This window comes from Pseudomonas sp. Pseusp9, from assembly GCF_059491265.1.
Map to the genome: position 1 here is coordinate 5,300,182 of NZ_CP168500.1, position 19,359 is coordinate 5,319,540.

Consider the following 19,359-nt stretch of genomic DNA (forward strand, 5'->3'; position numbering starts at 1 on the left):
TGGGAGCGAGCCTGCTCGCGAATGCGATTTTTCATTCAACAGTTAAGTTGACTGATCTACCGCTTTCGCGAGCAGGCTCGCTCCCACAGAGGACAATGATTCAGATGATCAATCGTCGCTGATGCTGATGTTCGGCATCGCCGGCGTCAACGCTTCCTGCAACACGATCCGCGCGCCGACATGGCGGGCCAGTTCCTGGTAGACCATGGCGATCTGGCTGTCAGGCTCGGCGATCACCGTTGGCTTGCCGCCATCGGCCTGTTCGCGGATGACCATCGACAGCGGCAACGAGGCCAGCAACTCGACGCCATACTGGTTGGCCAGCTTCACGCCACCACCCTCACCGAACAGATGCTCGGCATGTCCGCAATTGGAGCAGATGTGCACGGCCATGTTTTCCACCACGCCCAGCACCGGAATGTTGACCTTGCGGAACATTTCCACGCCCTTGCGCGCGTCCAGCAATGCCAGGTCCTGCGGGGTGGTAACGATGACCGCACCAGCCACCGGCACTTTCTGCGCCAGGGTCAGCTGGATGTCACCGGTGCCTGGCGGCATGTCGATGACCAGGTAGTCCAGATCGCCCCACGCCGTCTGGGTCACCAATTGCAGCAAGGCGCCGGAGACCATCGGACCACGCCAGACCATCGGCGTGTTGTCATCGGTGAGGAACGCCATGGACATCACTTCCACGCCATGGGACTTGAGCGGGACGAACCATTTCTGATCCTTGACCTCGGGACGGGTGCGCTCCGGTATGCCGAACATGATGCCCTGGCTCGGGCCGTAGATGTCCGCATCGAGAATCCCGACCTTGGCGCCTTCGCGGGCCAGGGCCAGGGCCAGGTTGGCCGCCGTGGTGGACTTGCCCACGCCACCCTTGCCGGACGCCACGGCCACCACGTTCTTGACGTTGGCCAGCCCCGGAACCTGTGCCTGGGCCTTGTGTGCGGCAATCACGCTGGTGATCTCGACACGGGCACTTGCCACGCCATCGAGCCCCTGAATGGCCATTTCCAGCATCTGCGCCCAGCCACTCTTGAACAGGCCGGCGGCGTAACCCAATTCGAGCTGAACGCTGACGCGGTCGCCCTGGATCTCGATGTTGCGCACGCACCCGGCGCTGACCGGATCCTGGTTCAGGTAAGGGTCGGTGTATTGGCGAAGGACGGCTTCCACCGCTGCGCGATTGACGGCGCTCATGGGCAACTCCGAAAACAGGACTGGAAAAGATGAAGGCTATCGTACCTGTTCTGAGCGTTCGACGGGATGCACAAAAGATTGCATCGACCCGTTACTCATCCAATGAAACAGGCTCATGGGGTGAAAAATATGCGCCGGCGCTTTATAGTGGCCGACCTCCGTTTCATCAAGTAGCCGAGCCCCATGTCCGAGCCACGCAAGATCCTCGTCACCAGCGCCCTGCCCTATGCCAATGGTTCGATTCACCTCGGCCATATGCTGGAATACATCCAGACCGATATGTGGGTGCGCTTCCAGAAGCACCGCGGCAATCAATGCATCTATGTCTGCGCCGACGACGCCCACGGTTCGGCCATCATGCTGCGCGCGGAAAAGGAAGGCATCACCCCGGAACAACTGATCGCCAACGTCCAGGCTGAACACAGCGCCGACTTTGCCGAGTTCCTGGTGGACTTCGACAACTTCCACTCCACTCACGCCGAAGAAAACCGTGAGCTGTCGAGCCAGATCTACCTGAAGCTGCGTGACGCCGGGCACATCGCCCAGCGCTCGATCACCCAGTATTTCGACCCGGAAAAGAAAATGTTCCTGGCCGACCGCTTCATCAAGGGCACCTGCCCGAAATGCGGCACCGAAGACCAGTACGGCGACAACTGCGAAAAATGCGGCGCGACTTACGCACCAACTGACCTGAAGGATCCGAAGTCGGCGATCTCCGGCGCCACCCCGGTGCTCAAGGACTCCCAGCACTTCTTCTTCAAGCTGCCGGATTTCCAGGCCATGCTGCAGACCTGGACCCGTAGCGGCACCCTGCAGGATGCCGTGGCCAACAAGATCGCCGAATGGCTGGACGCCGGCCTGCAACAGTGGGACATCTCCCGCGATGCGCCGTATTTCGGTTTCGAGATTCCCGACGAGCCGGGCAAGTACTTCTACGTGTGGCTCGATGCGCCGATCGGCTACATGGCGAGCTTCAAGAACCTGTGCAACCGTACGCCGGAGCTGGACTTCGACGCGTTCTGGGGCAAGGACTCCACCGCCGAGCTGTACCACTTCATCGGCAAGGACATCGTCAATTTCCACGCCCTGTTCTGGCCAGCCATGCTCGAAGGCGCCGGCTACCGCAAGCCGACCGGGATCAACGTGCACGGCTACCTGACCGTCAATGGCCAGAAGATGTCCAAGTCCCGCGGCACCTTCATCAAGGCCCGCACTTACCTGGATCACCTGTCGCCGGAATACCTGCGCTACTACTACGCCTCCAAGCTGGGCCGTGGCGTCGATGACCTCGACCTGAACCTTGAAGACTTCGTGCAGAAGGTCAACTCCGACCTGGTGGGCAAGGTCGTCAACATTGCCAGCCGTTGTGCCGGGTTCATTCACAAAGGCAATGCCGGCGTGATGGTCGACACCAACGCCGCGCCAGAGTTGACCGAAGCATTCCTGGCCGCCGCGCCAGGCATTGCCGACGCCTATGAGGCCCGCGACTTCGCCCGCGCCATGCGCGAGATCATGGGCCTGGCCGACCGCGCCAACGCCTGGATCGCCGACAAGGCGCCGTGGTCGTTGAATAAACAGGAAGGCAAGCAGGATGAAGTCCAGGCCATCTGCGCCACCGGCGTCAACCTGTTCCGCCAGTTGGTGATTTTCCTCAAGCCAGTCCTGCCACTGCTGGCAGCCGATGCCGAGGCGTTCCTGAATGTCGCGCCGCTGACCTGGAACGACCACGCGACCTTGCTCGCCAATCACCAGTTGAACGAGTTCAAGCCGCTGATGACCCGTATCGACCCGGTCAAGGTGCAAGCCATGACCGACGCTTCGAAAGAAGACCTGACCGCCAGCCAGACCGATACCGGCGAAGCGCAACCTGCCGGCAATGGCGAACTGGCCAAGGATCCGCTGTCGCCGGAAATCGAGTTCGACACCTTCGCGGCAGTCGATTTGCGCGTCGCGCTGATCGTCAAGGCTGAACACGTGGAAGGCGCCGACAAGCTGTTGCGCCTGACCCTGGACATCGGTGACGAGCAACGCAACGTATTCTCCGGGATCAAGAGCGCCTACCCGGACCCGTCCAAGCTCAACGGTCGACTGACCATGATGATCGCCAACCTCAAGCCTCGGAAAATGAAATTCGGCATCTCCGAGGGCATGGTGATGGCGGCCGGCCCTGGCGGAGAAGAGATCTACCTGCTCAGCCCTGACAGCGGCGCCAAGCCGGGCCAGCGCATCAAGTAAGGTCTGCGGTAAATCGATCCCACAGTCGTGCCTGGCGTGACTGTGGGATTTTCATGTCTGGCCCACCCTCCCGCCTTGCCGGATAATGCCTAAGCTTTTTAGACCATCTCCTGTAGGAGCGAGCTCGCTCGCGATGGTCGTTAACGATTATGCGTGTCCATCGGTTGAACGCAGCGCCCTTGAGTCCATCGCGAGCGAGCTCGCTCCTACAAAAAACTACCGTTCCTGCCGGCACGAACAATGACCGAAATCCTGCTTACGCTCATCAGCACCGCCCTGATCAACAACCTCGTGTTGCACTGGCCATTGGGTGTGGATCCGCTGTTGGCCGGCCAGCGCCGTCAGGTCCATGCCTTGGGCATTGCGACGACATGCCTGATGCTGGTCGTGGGCATGCTCGGCTACGCGCTTTATCACTGGCTGCTGGTGCCGCTGCAATTGACGGCGCTGCGTCTGTTTGTGTTTCTGCCATTGAGCGTGCTGCTGATCAGCCCACTGCTGAAGTGGCTGGCTCGGGTGTTTTCGACACTACCATTCGAGGGCCTATGGCCGTTGTTGCTGGGCAATGCCGGCATACTCGGCGTGGCCTTGTTCAATGCCCAGGAGGAAAAAGGCTTCTTTCACGCCACAGCCTTGAGCCTCGGCGCAGGGCTGGGCTTCTGGCTGGTGTTGAGCCTGTTCACTGACTTGCGTGAACGCACGGCCGACAACGATGTTCCCCTGCCCTTTCGCGGCTTGCCGATCGACCTGATTGGTGCCGGCCTGATCGCAGTGGCCTTTCTCGGATTCAGCGGACTGATCAAAACATGAGTCTGATTCAACGCATCGACGCACTCTTGCCGCAAACCCAATGTGGCAAGTGCGGCCACCCCGGGTGCAAACCGTACGCCGAAGGCATCGCCAGCGGTGAGGCGATCAACAAGTGTCCACCGGGCGGCAACGAAACCATCGCGGCCCTGGCCGAGTTGCTGAAGGTGCCGGTGCTGGAACTGGACATCACTCGCGGCTCGGCACCCGCGCAGATCGCCTATATCCGCGAAGCCGAGTGCATTGGTTGCACCAAGTGCATTCAGGCCTGCCCGGTCGATGCCATCGTCGGTGCGGCCAAACTGATGCACACAGTGATCATCGATGAGTGCACCGGTTGCGACCTCTGCGTGGCGCCGTGCCCGGTGGACTGCATCGAAATGCGCCCACTGCCACCGGACACGGTACTGCCCGTTGTCGGGGGCCTGGCCCTTACACCGCAGGCAAGGCAGGCCCGCACCCTCAAGCGCGATCACGCACGACACCGCTTCGAACAACGCAATGCCCGCTTGCAGCGTGAGGAGCAACAGAAAGTCGCCGAGCGCCTGGCCCGACAGCGGGCCGCACAACCAGCCGAAGCGGCAGTCGACCCGGTGCAGGCCGCCCTCGAGCGAGTTCGCGCACAGAAAGCCGCCAATGCCGATGCCGCGCTGAAAAAGGCAAAAATCGATGTGGCGATGAGTCGGGCGCAACTGCACAAATCGCTGAAGGCCTTCGGACATCCACCGACCTTCGAACAGCAATCGCAGCTGATCGTCTTGCAACAGCAGTTCGAAGCCGCCGAACAAAACCTGGCGCAACTGGAAAGCGCCACCCCACCAGCCCCTGCGCCGACGGTCGCCACTGCATCGCCAAATGATGCCGATCTGAAACGGGCCAAGATCCAGTTGGCCATGCGCCGCGCCGAACTCAAGAAGGCTCAGGCCAACGAAGCACCAGCGGAACAGATCGAAGCCCTGGAGCGCGCACTCGGCGAAGCCGAACGCCAGGTGGACGCCCATGCCAGCCCTTGAAGCAGTGGATGATCGCCTGCAACAGGCGATGAAACTGGTGCTACTGGCCACGCTACCGGGAATGCTCGTGGCATTCTGGCTGTACGGTTGGGGTGTGTTGATCAACCTGGTTCTGGCGGCAGCTGCTGCGCTGGCCGCTGAGGCCGCTGTCGTGTCATGGCGCAAGCGACCGCTGAGGCCAACCCTGAGTGACGGCAGCGCGCTGGTCAGTGCCGCATTGCTGGCTCTGGCGTTGCCGCCTTACTGCCCATGGTGGCTGCCCCTCAGTGCTGCCGCTTTTGCGATGGTGTTTGGCAAGCACTTGTATGGTGGCGTCGGCTCGAACCCCTTCAATCCGGCGATGCTCGGTTTTGCCCTGGTGCTGGTGACCTTTCCCCAACCAATAACCCTCTGGCCATCGTCCCATGGCATGGACCTGCTGAGTGGTTTGCAGCAAGTGTTTGGTGTCGGCCATACACCGGATGCATGGGTGCAGGCCACGGCACTGGACAGTCTGCGGATCAACAAAAGCCTGACCATGGATGAGTTGTTTGCCGGCAACCCGGCATTCGGCCACTTTGGCGGCCGGGGGGTGGAATGGATGAACCTGGCGTTTGTGGCGGGTGGGGTTTTTCTCCTGCAACGAAGGGTGATCAGCTGGCATGCCCCCGTCGGCATGCTCGCCAGCCTGTTCATCATCAGCCTGCTGTGCTGGAACGGGTCGGGCTCGGACTCCCATGGCTCTCCACTGTTTCATCTGCTGACCGGCGCGACCATGCTGGGGGCGTTTTTCGTCATCACCGAACCGGTGTCCGGCGCCAGAAGCCCCGGCGCACGGCTGCTGTTCGGCGCTGGCGTCGGGCTACTGACTTATCTGATTCGTACCTGGGGCGGCTATCCGGACGGTATCGCCTTCGCCGTGCTGTTGATGAACCTGTGTGTGCCGGCGCTGGAGCGGTTCGTGGCGGCCAGACAACAGCCGGAGGCGCCATGAGCCGGACATCAAGCATCGCGCTTGTAGTGCTTTTGGCCGCATTGGGCTTTGGCGTGACGTACTTCGTGCAGCTCGGCAGCGCGCCGCGCATTGCAGCCGAACAGCGCCTGATCGACAGCCGCAACCTGCTCGACCTGATCCCGTCAGACAGCTACGACAATCAGCCGCTCGAACACCCCATCAAGTTCGAAACAACCGTTCTGACCAACAGCACCTTGCTGGGTGGTTATCTGGCGACCCGGGCCGATCAGCCTGTCGCGGTGTTACTGCGCAGTCAAACCCTTGGCTACGTTGGCGCCATCGACCTGTTGATCGCTATCGACGCCAATGGCAGGTTGCTGGGCGTCAAAACCCTCATGCAGTCGGAAACACCAGGACTGGGAGCACGGATCGCCGACTGGCCCAATACCTGGCTTCAGGTCTTTTCCGGCAAATCCCGAACAGAACCTGGTGACAGCGGCTGGGCGCTGAAAAAGGATCAGGGGCAGTTCGATCAGATCGCAGGCGCGACCATCACCTCAAGAGCAGTGATCAATGCGGTCCACGATGCATTGCGCTACTTCGATGAACATCGGCAACCACTGCTCGGAACTCCTGCCCATGGATAACTCATCGACTCTGCGCAACGCCTTGATGCTGACGCCACTGATCGGCGCCACCCACTCGCTGATGGCCGCACTTGGCCTGTGCCTGATGTTCATGGCGGTGACCCGATTGTTCAGTCTGGCAATGGGGCCCTTGCGATCCCGACTGGTCCCGGCGACTCGCCTGCTGGCCAGCATCCTGTTGGCGGCCACGCTCACCAGTTGCGCGGAACTCATGGCGCAGGCCTGGTCGCTGCAATGGCAACAGCATCTGGGGCTTTATGGCACCTTGATCGCTTTGCAATGCGTAGCACTGGAACACACTGGGTACTTTCAGCGCGACTGGCGCCAACGCCTGCGACTCGATGGTCTGTTTGCCACACTCATGATCGCGCTGGGCCTGCTGCGCGAACTCATCGGTAACGGAACGCTTGGAAACCATCTATCGTGGCTGTCCGGCGCAACGCAAACTGACTGGCAAGGCTGGGTGCTGGTGACAGATGGCGGTCTGCGCCTGGCGACATCGGTCCCTGGCGGATTCATTCTGCTCGGGCTGCTGATCGCCGCCTGGCAGGCTTGGCGCCCCACTTCCACACATTGATTGCCGTCGAGGAAACGCACCGCCCATGAATGCCGCAAAACGTCTGGAAATATTCCGCAGACTGCACGAGGACAACCCGGAGCCAAAAACCGAGCTGGCCTATTCCTCACCGTTCGAATTGCTGATTGCCGTGATTCTCTCGGCGCAGTCGACCGATGTCGGGGTCAACAAGGCCACAGCCAGGCTGTTCCCGGTCGCCAATACCCCGGCAGCGATCCATGCCCTGGGCGTAGAGGGACTGTCGGAGTACATCAAGACCATCGGTCTGTACAACAGCAAGGCGAAAAACGTGATCGAAACCTGCCGCTTGCTGGTCGAGCGTCACGCCGGTGAAGTGCCACAAACCCGCGAAGAGCTGGAAGCGCTGCCCGGCGTCGGCCGTAAAACCGCCAACGTGGTGCTCAATACTGCGTTCCGTCAGCTGACCATGGCCGTCGACACGCATATTTTCAGGGTCAGCAACCGTACCGGCATTGCTCCCGGCAAGAATGTGGTGGAAGTCGAGAAAAAACTGATGAAATTCGTGCCCAAGGAGTACCTGCTCGACTCCCATCACTGGCTGATCCTTCACGGCCGCTATGTTTGCCTCGCCCGCAAGCCGCGATGCGGAAGCTGCCGGATCGAGGACTTGTGCGAATACAAGCACAAGACCTCCGACGATTGAGGCGCTATTGGGATTACTGGATTGTCGATTGAAAAAATCTTTTTTACCCGCCGGGAGATTGTCGATATAAGGAGCCCCAAAGGCCTTCTTAGCCTGGAGTAACTAAATGAGTACTGGCAAAGAGCAATTGGACGTAGAAGACGACTTCACCACCGCCGAAACCGATGACGCCGAGCCGGTGGTTGAAGTAGCGAAAACTAATCTGAGCAAGCGCCGCACCATCGACAATCTGCTGGAGGAGCGCCGACTGCAAAAGCAATTGGCCGATTACGATTTTGACTTATGACACCTGAAAGCCTCCCGAAACGGAGGCTTTTTTCTAGGTGCCATACTCCCGCAGACACCCCTTGATCGTACGGTTACGTCATCACACCAGACCATTGCGTTGTGCCAGCTCGATCAAATCGACCAGAGACCTTGCATTCAGTTTCAGCAACAGACGGGTCTTGTAAGTACTGACCGTTTTATTGCTGAGAAACATTCCATCGGCAATCTCCTTATTGGTCTTTCCTCTGGCCAACTGTTGCAAGACCATCATTTCCCGCCCCGACAATCGATCAACCATATCGGCCTCACTGGCGTTCCCCAAACTGCAACGCACGGTATGCAAGGCTTGATTGGGAAAGTAACTGTAGCCTGACAATACGGCCTTTATTGCACTGAGCAACTCCGTCAGGTCTTGTTGCTTGCAAACATAACCGGCCGCACCGGATTGCATGCAACGCATGGAAAAATGCCCCGGCGCCTGGGAAGTCAAAATCAGGACTTTCATCGGCATTGAGGCCGAAGACAAACGCGCGATGACTTCCAACCCGTCCAGTTTCGGAATCCCGATATCCAGAATGACAATATCCGGCATAAGTTCACGGGCCAGTTGCAGTGCATCCACACCATTATCGGTTTCTGCAATAACTTCGTAGCCATGACGCTCCATTAGCATACGTACCGCAAGACGAATGACGGGGTGATCATCCACGATCAGCACTTTATTCATGGGCAAGTCCAATTTTCGCTGTTCGAATTTTTAGAGCCCGCACAATAGCCTAGTCGTTTCACCCATGGCATGTCGCCCCTTCCAGCCACCGGCACCAAGAGACATCCCCTACAAACAACACGGATTCCTCCTACAAAAATCCCTCGAACGGAATGAATTGAAAACTGTATCAGCGTCAGTGTGTTGCACTTTCCAGCAGTCGTCTCTATCGATTTACGACCAGATTTTTCCGAGAACCGGCCCGAACGGCCGCGTCCTGACAAACATAAGTCTCTACTCCCCCGTTAAAGCGTAACTGATATTTACTCACTCAACAGTCACACCGGAAATATCACACACCAAGCATCCAATTACTCTTACAGCAAATAAATTTTCTTGAGCAATCATTAAAATACCACCCGCATTCAAAAACCGAAAAACAACACAACAGGAAATGAAAGCACTTACCAAAACAAAAAAACAATGAAAAATACTAAATATTCACCCCTTCAAACCAACCTCACAAACCATTCGAGAAAAGACAATATAGTATGAACACAGAACATGACAAAAAACGAATCACCAACCCAATGACAATTATCGCGATATTCGCAGCGCTCTCTGAAACTTCGGCAGCTGTTTCTCTACCCTTCCTTGATCAAGAAGAAAGAGAACTCTATGTCTGGTTTCTGATCAGCTTTCCGTTTTATTTACTTTTACTTTTTTTCGCGACACTCAACTTCAACTACCGATCACTGTATGCGCCGTCCGACTTTGAAAAGGGAAAACATTTCATGAGGGTCATGGATGATGCTGGACGCGCGGAAAAAAAATCGTCTGCAAAAGTGCCTGAAAATCACGTTCCGGAAACGTCAACGAATGACCGGCACTCAGCCCGGACACCCTGCGGTGCACAGGACCCGCCAACGGAGATTGGTCTGCAATCCACTGTTTTTGTCCAGCATCAACTTCAATTGCCGGAGCTTGTAAAAGACCTGTGCATCATTGATGCACGCTGGATAAGCAAGGAGATCGAATTTGCAGCGCTGCTGGAAACCATCCAGAGGCCACGGGAAAAGACGGCGTATGTGATTCTGTTTGTCACTTGTGCCGTTTCGGAGACTTTGCTCAAAGCCAGTGCGCTTAAACATTCAAGGCAGACCAGGAAGCACTGTGCCGCCGTTCATGTTGCCTACAATCTGGACTCGCACAGGTTGACGATCATTGATCAAACCGGACAGCCGGCAAACAACAACGTGTAGGCCAAGAAAGACTATTGGAAGGAGATATGCAGGAAATCGTCAGCGGCAACAAGAACACCTGACAACGTAGTAACTGGCGTCACCCCCCATTTTCAGGTGCCTGACCTCGTCCTGGACGAGGTCAGGTTCTCATCACGATGTCAAAGGACTCAGAACAGCTTCCGGCCTTTGTTCGCCGCAATGCGCATGCGCAGGGCATTGAGCTTGATGAAGCCCGCGGCATCCGCCTGGTTGTACGCGCCGCCATCTTCTTCGAAGGTCGCGATGTTGGCGTCGAACAGCGAATCGTCGGACTTGCGGCCAGTGACGATCACATTGCCCTTGTACAGTTTCAGGCGCACTACGCCGTTCACGTTGACCTGGGATGCATCGATCATCTGCTGCAGCATCAGACGCTCAGGGCTCCACCAGTAGCCGGTGTAGATCAGGCTGGCGTACTTGGGCATCAGCTCGTCCTTGAGGTGAGCCACTTCGCGGTCCAGGGTGATCGATTCGATCGCACGGTGGGCGCGCAGCATGATGGTGCCACCCGGAGTTTCGTAGCAGCCACGGGATTTCATGCCCACGTAGCGGTTCTCGACGATGTCGAGACGGCCGATGCCATGTTCGCCACCGATACGGTTCAGGGTCGCCAGCACGGTAGCCGGGGTCATCTCGACGCCGTCCAGCGCGACGATGTCGCCGTTGCGGTAGGTCAGTTCCAGGTACTGCGGCTTGTCTGGTGCGTTTTCCGGGGAAACGGTCCAGCGCCACATGTCTTCTTCGTGCTCGGTCCAGGTGTCTTCCAGCACGCCGCCTTCATAGGAGATGTGCAGCAGGTTGGCATCCATGGAGTACGGGGATTTCTTCTTGCCGTGGCGCTCGATCGGGATCGCGTGCTTATCGGCGTAATCCATCAGCTTTTCACGGGACAGCAGGTCCCATTCGCGCCAGGGAGCAATCACTTTCACACCTGGCTTCAAGGCGTAGGCGCCGAGTTCAAAACGAACCTGGTCGTTACCCTTGCCGGTGGCGCCATGGGAAATGGCGTCTGCACCGGTTTCGTTGGCGATTTCGATCAGGCGCTTGGCGATCAGCGGACGAGCGATGGAAGTACCCAGCAGGTACTCGCCTTCGTAAACGGTGTTGGCGCGGAACATCGGGAAAACGAAATCGCGCACGAACTCTTCGCGCAAGTCGTCGATGTAGATCTCTTTGACACCCATGGCCTGAGCCTTGGCGCGTGCAGGTTCGACCTCTTCGCCCTGACCCAGGTCAGCGGTGAAGGTCACGACTTCACAGTTATAAGTATCCTGCAGCCACTTGAGGATCACCGAAGTGTCCAGGCCGCCGGAATACGCCAGAACGACCTTGTTTACGTCCGCCATGCCATCACTCCACGGGGTTCTACGGAAAGCCGGGAAGTCTACCGCTCATGCAGAATAATTTACAGTGGCGCGACAGCTTATGACGACGAAGCGACAGAATATGTCGAGAGAGCGACGATGACCGAAGAGTCAGGACGTTGCCGAAGTGGCCGCTTTCGTTGTTTGAGGGGCAACTTGTTCCGCAGGCGCTCCACGCTCCAGGCGTACCGCTACCCGTCGGTTCTTCGCGCGGTTGGCATTGTTGGTATTAGGCGCTAGCGGATAACGTTCGCCATGGAAGCGCAGGGTGATTTGCGACTCCTGGATGCCGTTGGCCTTGAAGAACTCCATGACTGCCAGGGCCCGGCGTCGCGACAGGTCGCGGTTGGTCAGGCGGTTGCCGCTGTTGTCGGAGTGACCGTCGAGTTCGATGTGATTGACCGTCGGATCGGCCTTCATGTACTCCAGCATCACCTGCAGCCTGGCCTTCGCGGCGCTGTCGAGCTCGATTCCACCGCCGGGGAAGCCGACTTCGGATTGCTTGACCTGCTCGAAGTTCTGCGGCAACAGTTTGGCCACGCAGCTTTGGTAATCGGCAAACGCATTGGTGAACCTGACCGGCAGCAAGCGCACTTCCGACACCCGGCCTTCCCCCGAGGAGTGGCGAACCACCGGGCTGCGACCGTCCATCAATCCGCTGATCAGACGTCCGGCCTGAACCTGTGAACTGTTGAACAACACGTTGCCGCTACCGATTTTCACTGTGCCCAGATTGATATCCTCACGCCCCGGTTGCCACGGTGCCGCAGCGGCCAGCAACGTCGCCGAACCGCCGCCGATCATCGGGTTATAGGTTTTCAGACGAAAAATCGCCTGCTCGCCAGCACGACGCACGAACTCGCCCGAACCGAAGTCGGTAATCGGCTGAGCCAGGCGGCATTCGAACTTGTCACCTTCAACCGTCCACTCAATGCTCTCCAGACGGGTCTGGAAAGTGAGCGCCATCGCGGGAAGGCTGGCAAACACACTGAGCAAGGCTAAATAACGCTGGCGCACGGGAGGCTCCACTGGCTTCTACAGCTAAAAGACCGACACACACATGTTAACGGCATACCTGTTGGATATCGGAAGCATCCCGTAAAACTTGATAGCGAGTGCCTGCAAGAGTCTTTTCCGGTAGCATTCCCCTGAGTTTGACCCGCCTGGAATCCCCTCATGTCCGACCGCCTGACCCTGCTGCGTCCCGACGACTGGCACATTCATCTTCGCGATGGTGCCGTGTTGACCAATACCGTCGCGGATGTCGCGCGCACCTTTGGCCGCGCCATCATCATGCCCAACCTGGTTCCGCCAGTGCGCAACGCGGCCGAAGCCGACGGCTATCGCCAGCGGATTCTCGCTGCCCGCCCGGCCGGCAGCACGTTCGAGCCGCTGATGGTCCTGTACCTGACCGACCGCACCCAACCCGAGGAAATTCGCGAGGCCAAGGCCAGCGGATTCGTGTACGCCGCCAAGTTGTACCCGGCCGGCGCGACCACCAACTCGGACTCTGGTGTTACCAGCATCGACAAGATTTTCCCTGCACTCGAGGCCATGGCCGAAGTCGGGATGCCGTTGCTGATTCACGGTGAAGTCACCCGTGGCGATGTCGATGTATTCGACCGCGAAAAAATCTTCATCGATGAGCACATGCGCCGTGTGGTCGAGCGTTTCCCGACCCTCAAAGTGGTGTTCGAACACATCACCACCGCTGACGCCGTGCAGTTCGTCAACTCGGCCCCGGCCAACGTCGGCGCGACCATCACCGCTCACCACCTGCTGTACAACCGCAACCACATGCTGGTGGGCGGGATTCGGCCGCACTTCTATTGCCTGCCGATCCTCAAGCGCAATACCCACCAGGGGGCCCTGCTCGACGCTGCCACCAGCGGCAGCGAGAAGTTCTTCCTCGGCACCGACTCGGCGCCCCACGCCCAGCACGCCAAGGAAGCGGCCTGCGGCTGCGCCGGTTGCTACACCGCCTTTGCAGCCATCGAGATGTACGCCGAAGCCTTCGAACAGCGTAATGCGCTGGACAAGCTCGAGGCCTTCGCCAGCCTCAACGGCCCGCGGTTCTATGGCCTGCCGGCCAACACCGATCGCATCACCCTGGTCCGCGAAGAATGGACCGCCCCTGCCAGCCTGCCGTTTGGCGAGCTGACCGTTATCCCGCTGCGCGCCGGTGAAAAACTGCGCTGGCGCCTGCTGGAGGAACACGCGTGAGTGAAGACCATTTCGATGACGAACTGGAAGGCAACGGCGGCGGAGGCGGTTCCCGTCATCCGATGGCCGCGCGGTTTCGCGGTTACCTGCCGGTTGTCGTCGACGTAGAAACCGGTGGTTTCAACTCGGCCACCGACGCCCTGCTGGAAATCGCCGCGACCACCATCGCCATGGATGAAAAGGGTTTTGTTTACCCGGATCACACCTACTTCTTCCGTGTCGAGCCATTCGAAGGCGCGAACATCGAAGCCGCGGCCCTGGAGTTCACCGGGATCAAGCTCGATCACCCGCTGCGCATGGCTGTGAGTGAAGAGTCGGCCCTGAATGATATCTTCCGTGGCGTGCGCAAGGCCCTCAAGGCCAATGGCTGCAAACGAGCGATCCTGGTCGGGCATAACAGCAGCTTCGACCTGGGCTTCCTGAATGCGGCGGTTGCGCGTCTGGACATGAAGCGCAACCCGTTTCATCCGTTCTCCAGTTTCGATACCGCCACACTCGCAGGCCTCGCGTATGGCCAAACCGTGCTGGCCAAGGCCTGCCAGGCAGCGGACATCGACTTCGACGGTCGTGAGGCTCACTCGGCCCGGTATGACACCGAGAAGACGGCAGAGCTGTTCTGCGGCATCGTCAATCGCTGGAAACAAATGGGTGGCTGGGAAGACTTCGACGATTGATTGTTCTTTGTAGGAGCGAGCTTGCTTGCGATGGTGGTCAACAATAACGCGGAAAGCCTGGCACCCCGCGGCGTTCTTGAATCCATCGCGAGCTCGCTCCTACAGAGGTACAGAGGTACAGAGTTCCAGGTTTATTCCGCGCATAAAAAAACCGGCCTTGTGGCCGGTTTTTTTGTAGCTGGAGCGTGTGCCTTACAGAGCGGCAGCGTGCTCGGTCAGGTAAGCCGCAACGCCTTCTGGCGAAGCGTTCATGCCTTTGTCGCCTTTCTTCCAGTTGGCAGGGCAGACTTCGCCGTGCTCTTCGTGGAATTGCAGGGCGTCGACCAGACGCAGCAGCTCTTCCATGTTACGGCCCAGCGGCAGGTCGTTGATGATCTGCGAGCGGACAACGCCTTTGTCGTCGATCAGGAACGCGCCACGGAAAGCCACGCCGTCAGCGGACTGAACGTCGTAGGCCTTCATGATTTCCTGCTTGATGTCGGCAGCCATGGTGTAGCGAACTTCACCGATACCGCCGTTGTTTACTGGAGTGTTGCGCCAGGCGTTGTGGGTGAAGTGCGAGTCGATCGACACAGCGACCACTTCAACGTTGCGTGCCTTGAATTCGGACATGCGGTTGTCCAGAGCGATCAGCTCGGACGGGCAAACGAAGGTGAAGTCCAGCGGGTAGAAGAACACCAGGCCGTATTTGCCTTTGATCGCCGAAGACAGGGTGAAGCTGTCAACGATCTCGCCATTGCCGAGTACGGCCGGTACGGTGAAGTCAGGGGCTTGTTTGCCTACGAGTACGCTCATTGGATATCTCCTGGTGTAATAGCGTGAGAAACAGGGTTCGCATCAGCCTGCCACCCTGAGGCGACAGCCCTGTGACACGATCCCCGGTCGCAAAAGACCGGTCATCATACACCGCGTGTTTGAGCTGGCTTAGCTGTTTTTTCCCTGTACGATGAAATCCTCAACAGGTTTTGCGCCTCCCGACTTGCCAGACAGACCGTTCGTCAGCCATACCTGCTTATGACGAAAAGTGTTCTGAAACCACTTTGACAATCATTCTCGTTAACATTAAGATCCATCGCAATTGAGTCACAATCAGCGACGGACCTTCCTTATGTATGTTTGCCTCTGCACTGGCGTCACCGACGGTCAAATCCGCGATGCGATCTATGAAGGATGCTGCAGCTACAAGGAAGTCCGCGTAGCCACGGGCGTTGCCAGCCAATGCGGCAAATGTGCCTGCCTCGCCAAGGAAGTGGTCCGCGAGACCCTGACAAAACTGCAAACGGCCCAGGCCGCAATTCCATATCCAGTAGAATTTACAGCCGCTTGAATATCGAATTTCAAAGAACCGGACAAATGTCCGGTTTTTTTATGCCTCAAAATCAACTAGTTATGCTCTAGACGCGGAACACAAACATTCTTATTCCGATTAATTTTCATATAAGTTTCAATAACTTAGGTTTGACACTATTAAATACGCGGCTCAAACTCTGCTCTATTGACAGCTAATAAAGGGCAGGACCCCATCATGAAAGGCGACGTTACAGTCATCCAGCATCTCAACAAGATCCTTGCCAATGAACTGGTCGCGATCAATCAATATTTCCTGCATGCGCGCATGTATGAAGATTGGGGCCTGAATAAACTCGGCAAGCACGAGTACCACGAATCCATCGACGAGATGAAGCACGCGGACAAGCTGATCAAGCGCATCCTGTTCCTTGAAGGCCTGCCGAACGTCCAGGACCTGGGCAAGCTGCACATCGGCGAACACACCAAGGAAATGCTCGAGTGCGACCTGCGTATCGAACGCATTGGTCACGCGGATCTCAAGGTGGCTATCGCTCATTGCGAAACAGTCGGTGACTTCGGTAGCCGTGAGCTGCTTGAAGATATCCTCGAGTCCGAAGAAGAACATATCGACTGGCTGGAAACCCAGTTGGGCCTGATCGACAAGATCGGGATCGAGAACTACCTGCAATCGCAGATGGGCGAAGACGAGTAAGTTCTACGCCATTAATCTCGAGGCATTAAAAAGCCCCGCCCTCTTTCGAGTGGCGGGGCTTTTTATTGCCCGGATTTCTGCACTGGCCGAAATCCCTGTGGGAGCGAGCCTGCTCGCGAAGGCGTCATATCAGTCAACTTCACAGTGACTGGCAGACTGCATTCGCGAGCAGGCTCGCTCCCACAAAAGCAGATCAGGCTTCAGTCTTGGCAGCGGCTTTGGCAGCGGCTTCCTTGATCAGCGCCTGCAACGAACCATCAGCCGACATCTCGGTCATGATGTCGCTACCGCCGACCAGTTCACCGGCAACCCATAGCTGTGGGAAGGTTGGCCAGTTGGCGTATTTTGGCAGGTTGGCGCGGATTTCCGGGTTCTGCAGGATGTCCACGTACGCAAACTTTTCACCACACGCCATCACGGCCTGTGCAGCTTTCGCGGAGAAGCCGCACTGCGGGGCATTCGGCGAGCCTTTCATGTAAAGCAGAATGGTGTTGTTGGCAATCTGCTCTTTAATCGTTTCGATGATATCCATGGAGCACCTCGGCTGAACTTTCCGACTCATGGGTCGGCACGGTGGCGCATTGTAACGGAAAGCCGAGCGCCCTGCTCGGTCTCTCCGTCAGTATGATTCATGCGGCGGCCACGGTCACCGGCACGCCATTGAGCGCGGCATTTCCCGACAATTCGTCAATCTGGCATTCGTCGGTCAGGTCGTTGGCACTGGAGCCCGGCTGACTGCTGGCAATCGACATTTGCACGCCCGGCCGCGCATGACCCCAGCCGTGAGGCAGGCTGACCACGCCTTTCATCATGTCCAGGCTGCCAAGCACTTCGACCTCAATCACGCCGACCCGCGAACTGACCCGCACGCGCTGCCCGTCACTGAGCCCGCGACTGGCCAGATCGTCCGGATGCATCAGCAACTGGTGACGAGGCTTGCCTTTCACCAACCGATGGTAGTTATGCATCCATGAGTTGTTGCTGCGTACATGCCGGCGACCAATCATCAACAACTCGTCGGCGGCCGGTGCCCGCAGGGCGGCGAAGCGTGCCAGGTCGGCGAGAATCACCGCAGGCGCGGCCTGGATACGTTGATTGGCCGTATTCAGACGTGGCGCCAGGTTAGGCTTGAGCGCTCCCAGATCAACACCGTGGGGATGATCGAACAACGTTGCCAGCGACAGCTTGTGCTCTGAAGTGTCGCCGTACAGCCCCATGCGCAGGCCGCGATCGATCATTTGCGCCGGAGCGATGGTGGGCTTCAACTCCTTGCCGGTCCTGGCGGCAAATGCCTTGGCCAGCCCGACGAAGATCTCCCAATCGTGCAATGCACCTGCGGGTTTGGCGAGGATGGCGCGGTTGAAACGACTGACATTGCGCACTGCGAACAGGTTGAATGTGGTGTCGTAATGGTCGTTTTCCAGCGCCGATGTGGACGGCAGGATCAGGTCGGCGTAACGCGTGGTTTCATTGATGTACAAGTCGATACTGACCATGAACTCCAGCCCGTCCAGTGCCTGTTCGAGCTTTCGTCCGTTGGGCGTGGACAGCACCGGATTGCCTGCCACGGTGATCAACGCGCGGACTTGCCCTTCCCCTTCGGTGAGCATCTCTTCGGCCAGCGCTGAAACCGGGAGCTCTCCGGCGTACTCCGGGCGTCCGGAAACCCGGCTCTGCCACAGATTGAAATGCCCGCCCGAAGTCGTCGCCACCAGGTCCACCGCCGGTTCGGTGCACAAGGCACCCCCCACGCGATCGAGGTTGCCGGTGACCAGATTGATCAATTGCACCACCCAGTGGCACAGCGTACCGAAGGCCTGGGTCGAGACGCCCATGCGGCCATAGCAGACTGCACTCGGTGCCGCGGCGAAGTCCCGCGCCAATTGGCGGATCTGTTCGGCCGGTACGGCGCACAACGGGCTCATGGCCTCGGCGGTGAACGGCGCGACGGCTACCCGCACCTCCTCCAGACCGTCAACCGGCAGATGGCTGTCGCGGGCCAGACCTTCAGCGAACAAGGTGTTGAGCAGCCCGAACAACAGCGCCGCATCACCACCCGGGCGCACGAACAGATGCTGATCGGCAATGGCCGCCGTTTCACTGCGGCGCGGGTCGACCACCACCACTTTGCCACCCCTGGCCTGTATCGCCTTCAAACGTTTTTCCACATCCGGCACGGTCATGATGCTGCCGTTCGAAGCCAGTGGATTACCGCCCAGTATCAGCATGAAATCAGTGTGATCGATGTCCGGGATTGGCAGCAACAACCCGTGGCCGTACATCAAATGACTGGTCAGGTGATGGGGTAATTGATCGACCGACGTAGCGGAAAACCGGTTGCGGGTTTTCAGCAGGCCAAGGAAGTAATTGCTGTGGGTCATCAGCCCGTAATTGTGCACACTGGGGTTGCCTTGGTAGACCGCCACGGCGTTTTGCCCATGGTGCGCCTGAATGGCGGCGAGGCGTTCGGCGATCAGATTGAATGCCGCGTCCCACTCGATGGGCTGCCACTCATTCCCCACCCGCTGCATGGGCTGATGCAGGCGATCCGGATCGTTCTGGATGTCTTGCAACGCCACGGCCTTGGGGCAGATGTGCCCGCGGCTGAACGTATCCTGGGGGTCGCCCTTGATCGAGGTGATCTGGACGTTACCGCGTTCGACCTCGGTGGTTTCGATGGTCAGGCCACAGATGGCTTCGCACAAATGGCACGCACGGTGATGGAGAGTCTTGGTCATGGCCAGTCTCTGTCTTGTCATG

Annotated in this window: 20 protein-coding genes; 13 read left to right on the top strand and 7 right to left on the bottom strand. The window is 58.3% G+C overall.

Annotated elements, in window-relative coordinates; all coding sequences use genetic code 11:
- Nucleotides 1-108 precede the first annotated feature (108 nt).
- Nucleotides 109-1,203 (bottom strand): iron-sulfur cluster carrier protein ApbC, encoded by a 1,095-nt coding sequence (gene apbC, locus ACEN8E_RS24080; RefSeq protein WP_008018529.1) that lies wholly within the window; start codon nt 1,201-1,203, stop codon nt 109-111.
- 183 nt (nt 1,204-1,386) lie between these two features.
- Here apbC and metG point away from each other — a divergent pair, with 183 nt between their 5' ends.
- The 8 genes from metG to ACEN8E_RS24120 all read left to right on the top strand — a co-directional run bounded on the left by metG (nt 1,387) and on the right by ACEN8E_RS24120 (nt 8,366).
- Nucleotides 1,387-3,438 carry a methionine--tRNA ligase gene (gene metG, locus ACEN8E_RS24085; RefSeq protein WP_495590141.1) on the top strand — a complete coding sequence of 684 codons (2,052 nt, stop codon included), beginning with the start codon at nt 1,387-1,389 and terminating at the stop codon, nt 3,436-3,438.
- Between the two features lie 240 nt (nt 3,439-3,678).
- Nucleotides 3,679-4,248 (top strand): electron transport complex protein RnfA, encoded by a 570-nt coding sequence (locus tag ACEN8E_RS24090; RefSeq protein ID WP_495590142.1) that lies wholly within the window; start codon nt 3,679-3,681, stop codon nt 4,246-4,248.
- Complete coding sequence (rsxB, locus tag ACEN8E_RS24095; RefSeq protein ID WP_495590143.1) at nt 4,245-5,258, top strand: electron transport complex subunit RsxB; 1,014 nt, start codon at nt 4,245-4,247, stop codon at nt 5,256-5,258. The genes ACEN8E_RS24090 and rsxB overlap by 4 nt, the downstream gene beginning before the upstream one ends.
- Complete coding sequence (locus ACEN8E_RS24100; protein WP_495590144.1) at nt 5,245-6,231, top strand: RnfABCDGE type electron transport complex subunit D; 987 nt, start codon at nt 5,245-5,247, stop codon at nt 6,229-6,231. Before rsxB ends, ACEN8E_RS24100 begins: the two co-directional genes overlap by 14 nt.
- On the top strand, nt 6,228-6,839 hold the full coding sequence (locus ACEN8E_RS24105; protein ID WP_495590145.1) for an RnfABCDGE type electron transport complex subunit G: 612 nt from the start codon (nt 6,228-6,230) through the stop codon (nt 6,837-6,839). Before ACEN8E_RS24100 ends, ACEN8E_RS24105 begins: the two co-directional genes overlap by 4 nt.
- Nucleotides 6,832-7,416, top strand: a complete 585-nt coding sequence (locus tag ACEN8E_RS24110) for an Rnf-Nqr domain containing protein (protein ID WP_495590146.1) — start codon at nt 6,832-6,834, stop codon at nt 7,414-7,416. Before ACEN8E_RS24105 ends, ACEN8E_RS24110 begins: the two co-directional genes overlap by 8 nt.
- Before the next feature lie 25 nt (nt 7,417-7,441).
- Nucleotides 7,442-8,080, top strand: coding sequence for an endonuclease III (gene nth / locus ACEN8E_RS24115; RefSeq protein ID WP_007985859.1), 639 nt, complete (start codon nt 7,442-7,444; stop codon nt 8,078-8,080).
- Between the two features lie 106 nt (nt 8,081-8,186).
- The gene (locus ACEN8E_RS24120) at nt 8,187-8,366 is read left to right on the top strand and encodes a PA3496 family putative envelope integrity protein (protein ID WP_007972325.1); all 180 of its coding nucleotides are present in this window, start codon (nt 8,187-8,189) and stop codon (nt 8,364-8,366) included.
- Nucleotides 8,367-8,447: 81 nt separating this feature from the next.
- Here ACEN8E_RS24120 and ACEN8E_RS24125 read toward each other — a convergent pair whose 3' ends face one another.
- The gene (locus ACEN8E_RS24125) at nt 8,448-9,074 is read right to left on the bottom strand and encodes a response regulator transcription factor (protein ID WP_056726139.1); all 627 of its coding nucleotides are present in this window, start codon (nt 9,072-9,074) and stop codon (nt 8,448-8,450) included.
- A gap of 530 nt (nt 9,075-9,604) precedes the next feature.
- Between ACEN8E_RS24125 and ACEN8E_RS24130 the strand changes: the two genes are divergently transcribed.
- Nucleotides 9,605-10,315 (top strand): hypothetical protein, encoded by a 711-nt coding sequence (locus tag ACEN8E_RS24130; RefSeq protein WP_495590147.1) that lies wholly within the window; start codon nt 9,605-9,607, stop codon nt 10,313-10,315.
- A gap of 149 nt (nt 10,316-10,464) precedes the next feature.
- On the opposite strand, the gene ACEN8E_RS24135 is transcribed toward ACEN8E_RS24130, so the two are convergent.
- Entirely contained in the window at nt 10,465-11,682 is a 1,218-nt protein-coding gene (locus ACEN8E_RS24135) for an argininosuccinate synthase (protein WP_007985864.1), read from the bottom strand.
- A gap of 129 nt (nt 11,683-11,811) precedes the next feature.
- Nucleotides 11,812-12,717: a flagellar protein MotY gene (locus tag ACEN8E_RS24140; protein WP_495590148.1), complete on the bottom strand. Its 906-nt coding sequence runs from the start codon at nt 12,715-12,717 to the stop codon at nt 11,812-11,814.
- Between the two features lie 159 nt (nt 12,718-12,876).
- Here ACEN8E_RS24140 and pyrC point away from each other — a divergent pair, with 159 nt between their 5' ends.
- Nucleotides 12,877-13,923: a dihydroorotase gene (gene pyrC, locus ACEN8E_RS24145; protein WP_495590149.1), complete on the top strand. Its 1,047-nt coding sequence runs from the start codon at nt 12,877-12,879 to the stop codon at nt 13,921-13,923.
- A complete protein-coding gene (gene rnt / locus ACEN8E_RS24150; RefSeq protein ID WP_111279785.1) occupies nt 13,920-14,597 on the top strand; it encodes a ribonuclease T in 678 nt (225 codons plus the stop codon). Before pyrC ends, rnt begins: the two co-directional genes overlap by 4 nt.
- A 192-nt stretch (nt 14,598-14,789) precedes the next feature.
- On the opposite strand, the gene ACEN8E_RS24155 is transcribed toward rnt, so the two are convergent.
- A complete protein-coding gene (locus ACEN8E_RS24155; protein WP_007971324.1) occupies nt 14,790-15,392 on the bottom strand; it encodes a peroxiredoxin in 603 nt (200 codons plus the stop codon).
- Nucleotides 15,393-15,705: 313 nt separating this feature from the next.
- Between ACEN8E_RS24155 and ACEN8E_RS24160 the strand changes: the two genes are divergently transcribed.
- Together ACEN8E_RS24160 and bfr are read left to right on the top strand one after the other, a co-directional pair.
- Nucleotides 15,706-15,924: a bacterioferritin-associated ferredoxin gene (locus tag ACEN8E_RS24160; protein ID WP_421139367.1), complete on the top strand. Its 219-nt coding sequence runs from the start codon at nt 15,706-15,708 to the stop codon at nt 15,922-15,924.
- Nucleotides 15,925-16,122: 198 nt separating this feature from the next.
- A complete protein-coding gene (gene bfr, locus ACEN8E_RS24165) occupies nt 16,123-16,599 on the top strand; it encodes a bacterioferritin (protein WP_007997488.1) in 477 nt (158 codons plus the stop codon).
- 193 nt (nt 16,600-16,792) lie between these two features.
- Here bfr and grxD read toward each other — a convergent pair whose 3' ends face one another.
- Nucleotides 16,793-17,131, bottom strand: a complete 339-nt coding sequence (gene grxD, locus ACEN8E_RS24170) for a Grx4 family monothiol glutaredoxin (RefSeq protein WP_008018545.1) — start codon at nt 17,129-17,131, stop codon at nt 16,793-16,795.
- Between the two features lie 97 nt (nt 17,132-17,228).
- The gene (locus ACEN8E_RS24175; RefSeq protein WP_495590150.1) at nt 17,229-19,337 is read right to left on the bottom strand and encodes a molybdopterin oxidoreductase family protein; all 2,109 of its coding nucleotides are present in this window, start codon (nt 19,335-19,337) and stop codon (nt 17,229-17,231) included.
- Between the last annotated feature and the right edge of the window lie 22 nt (nt 19,338-19,359).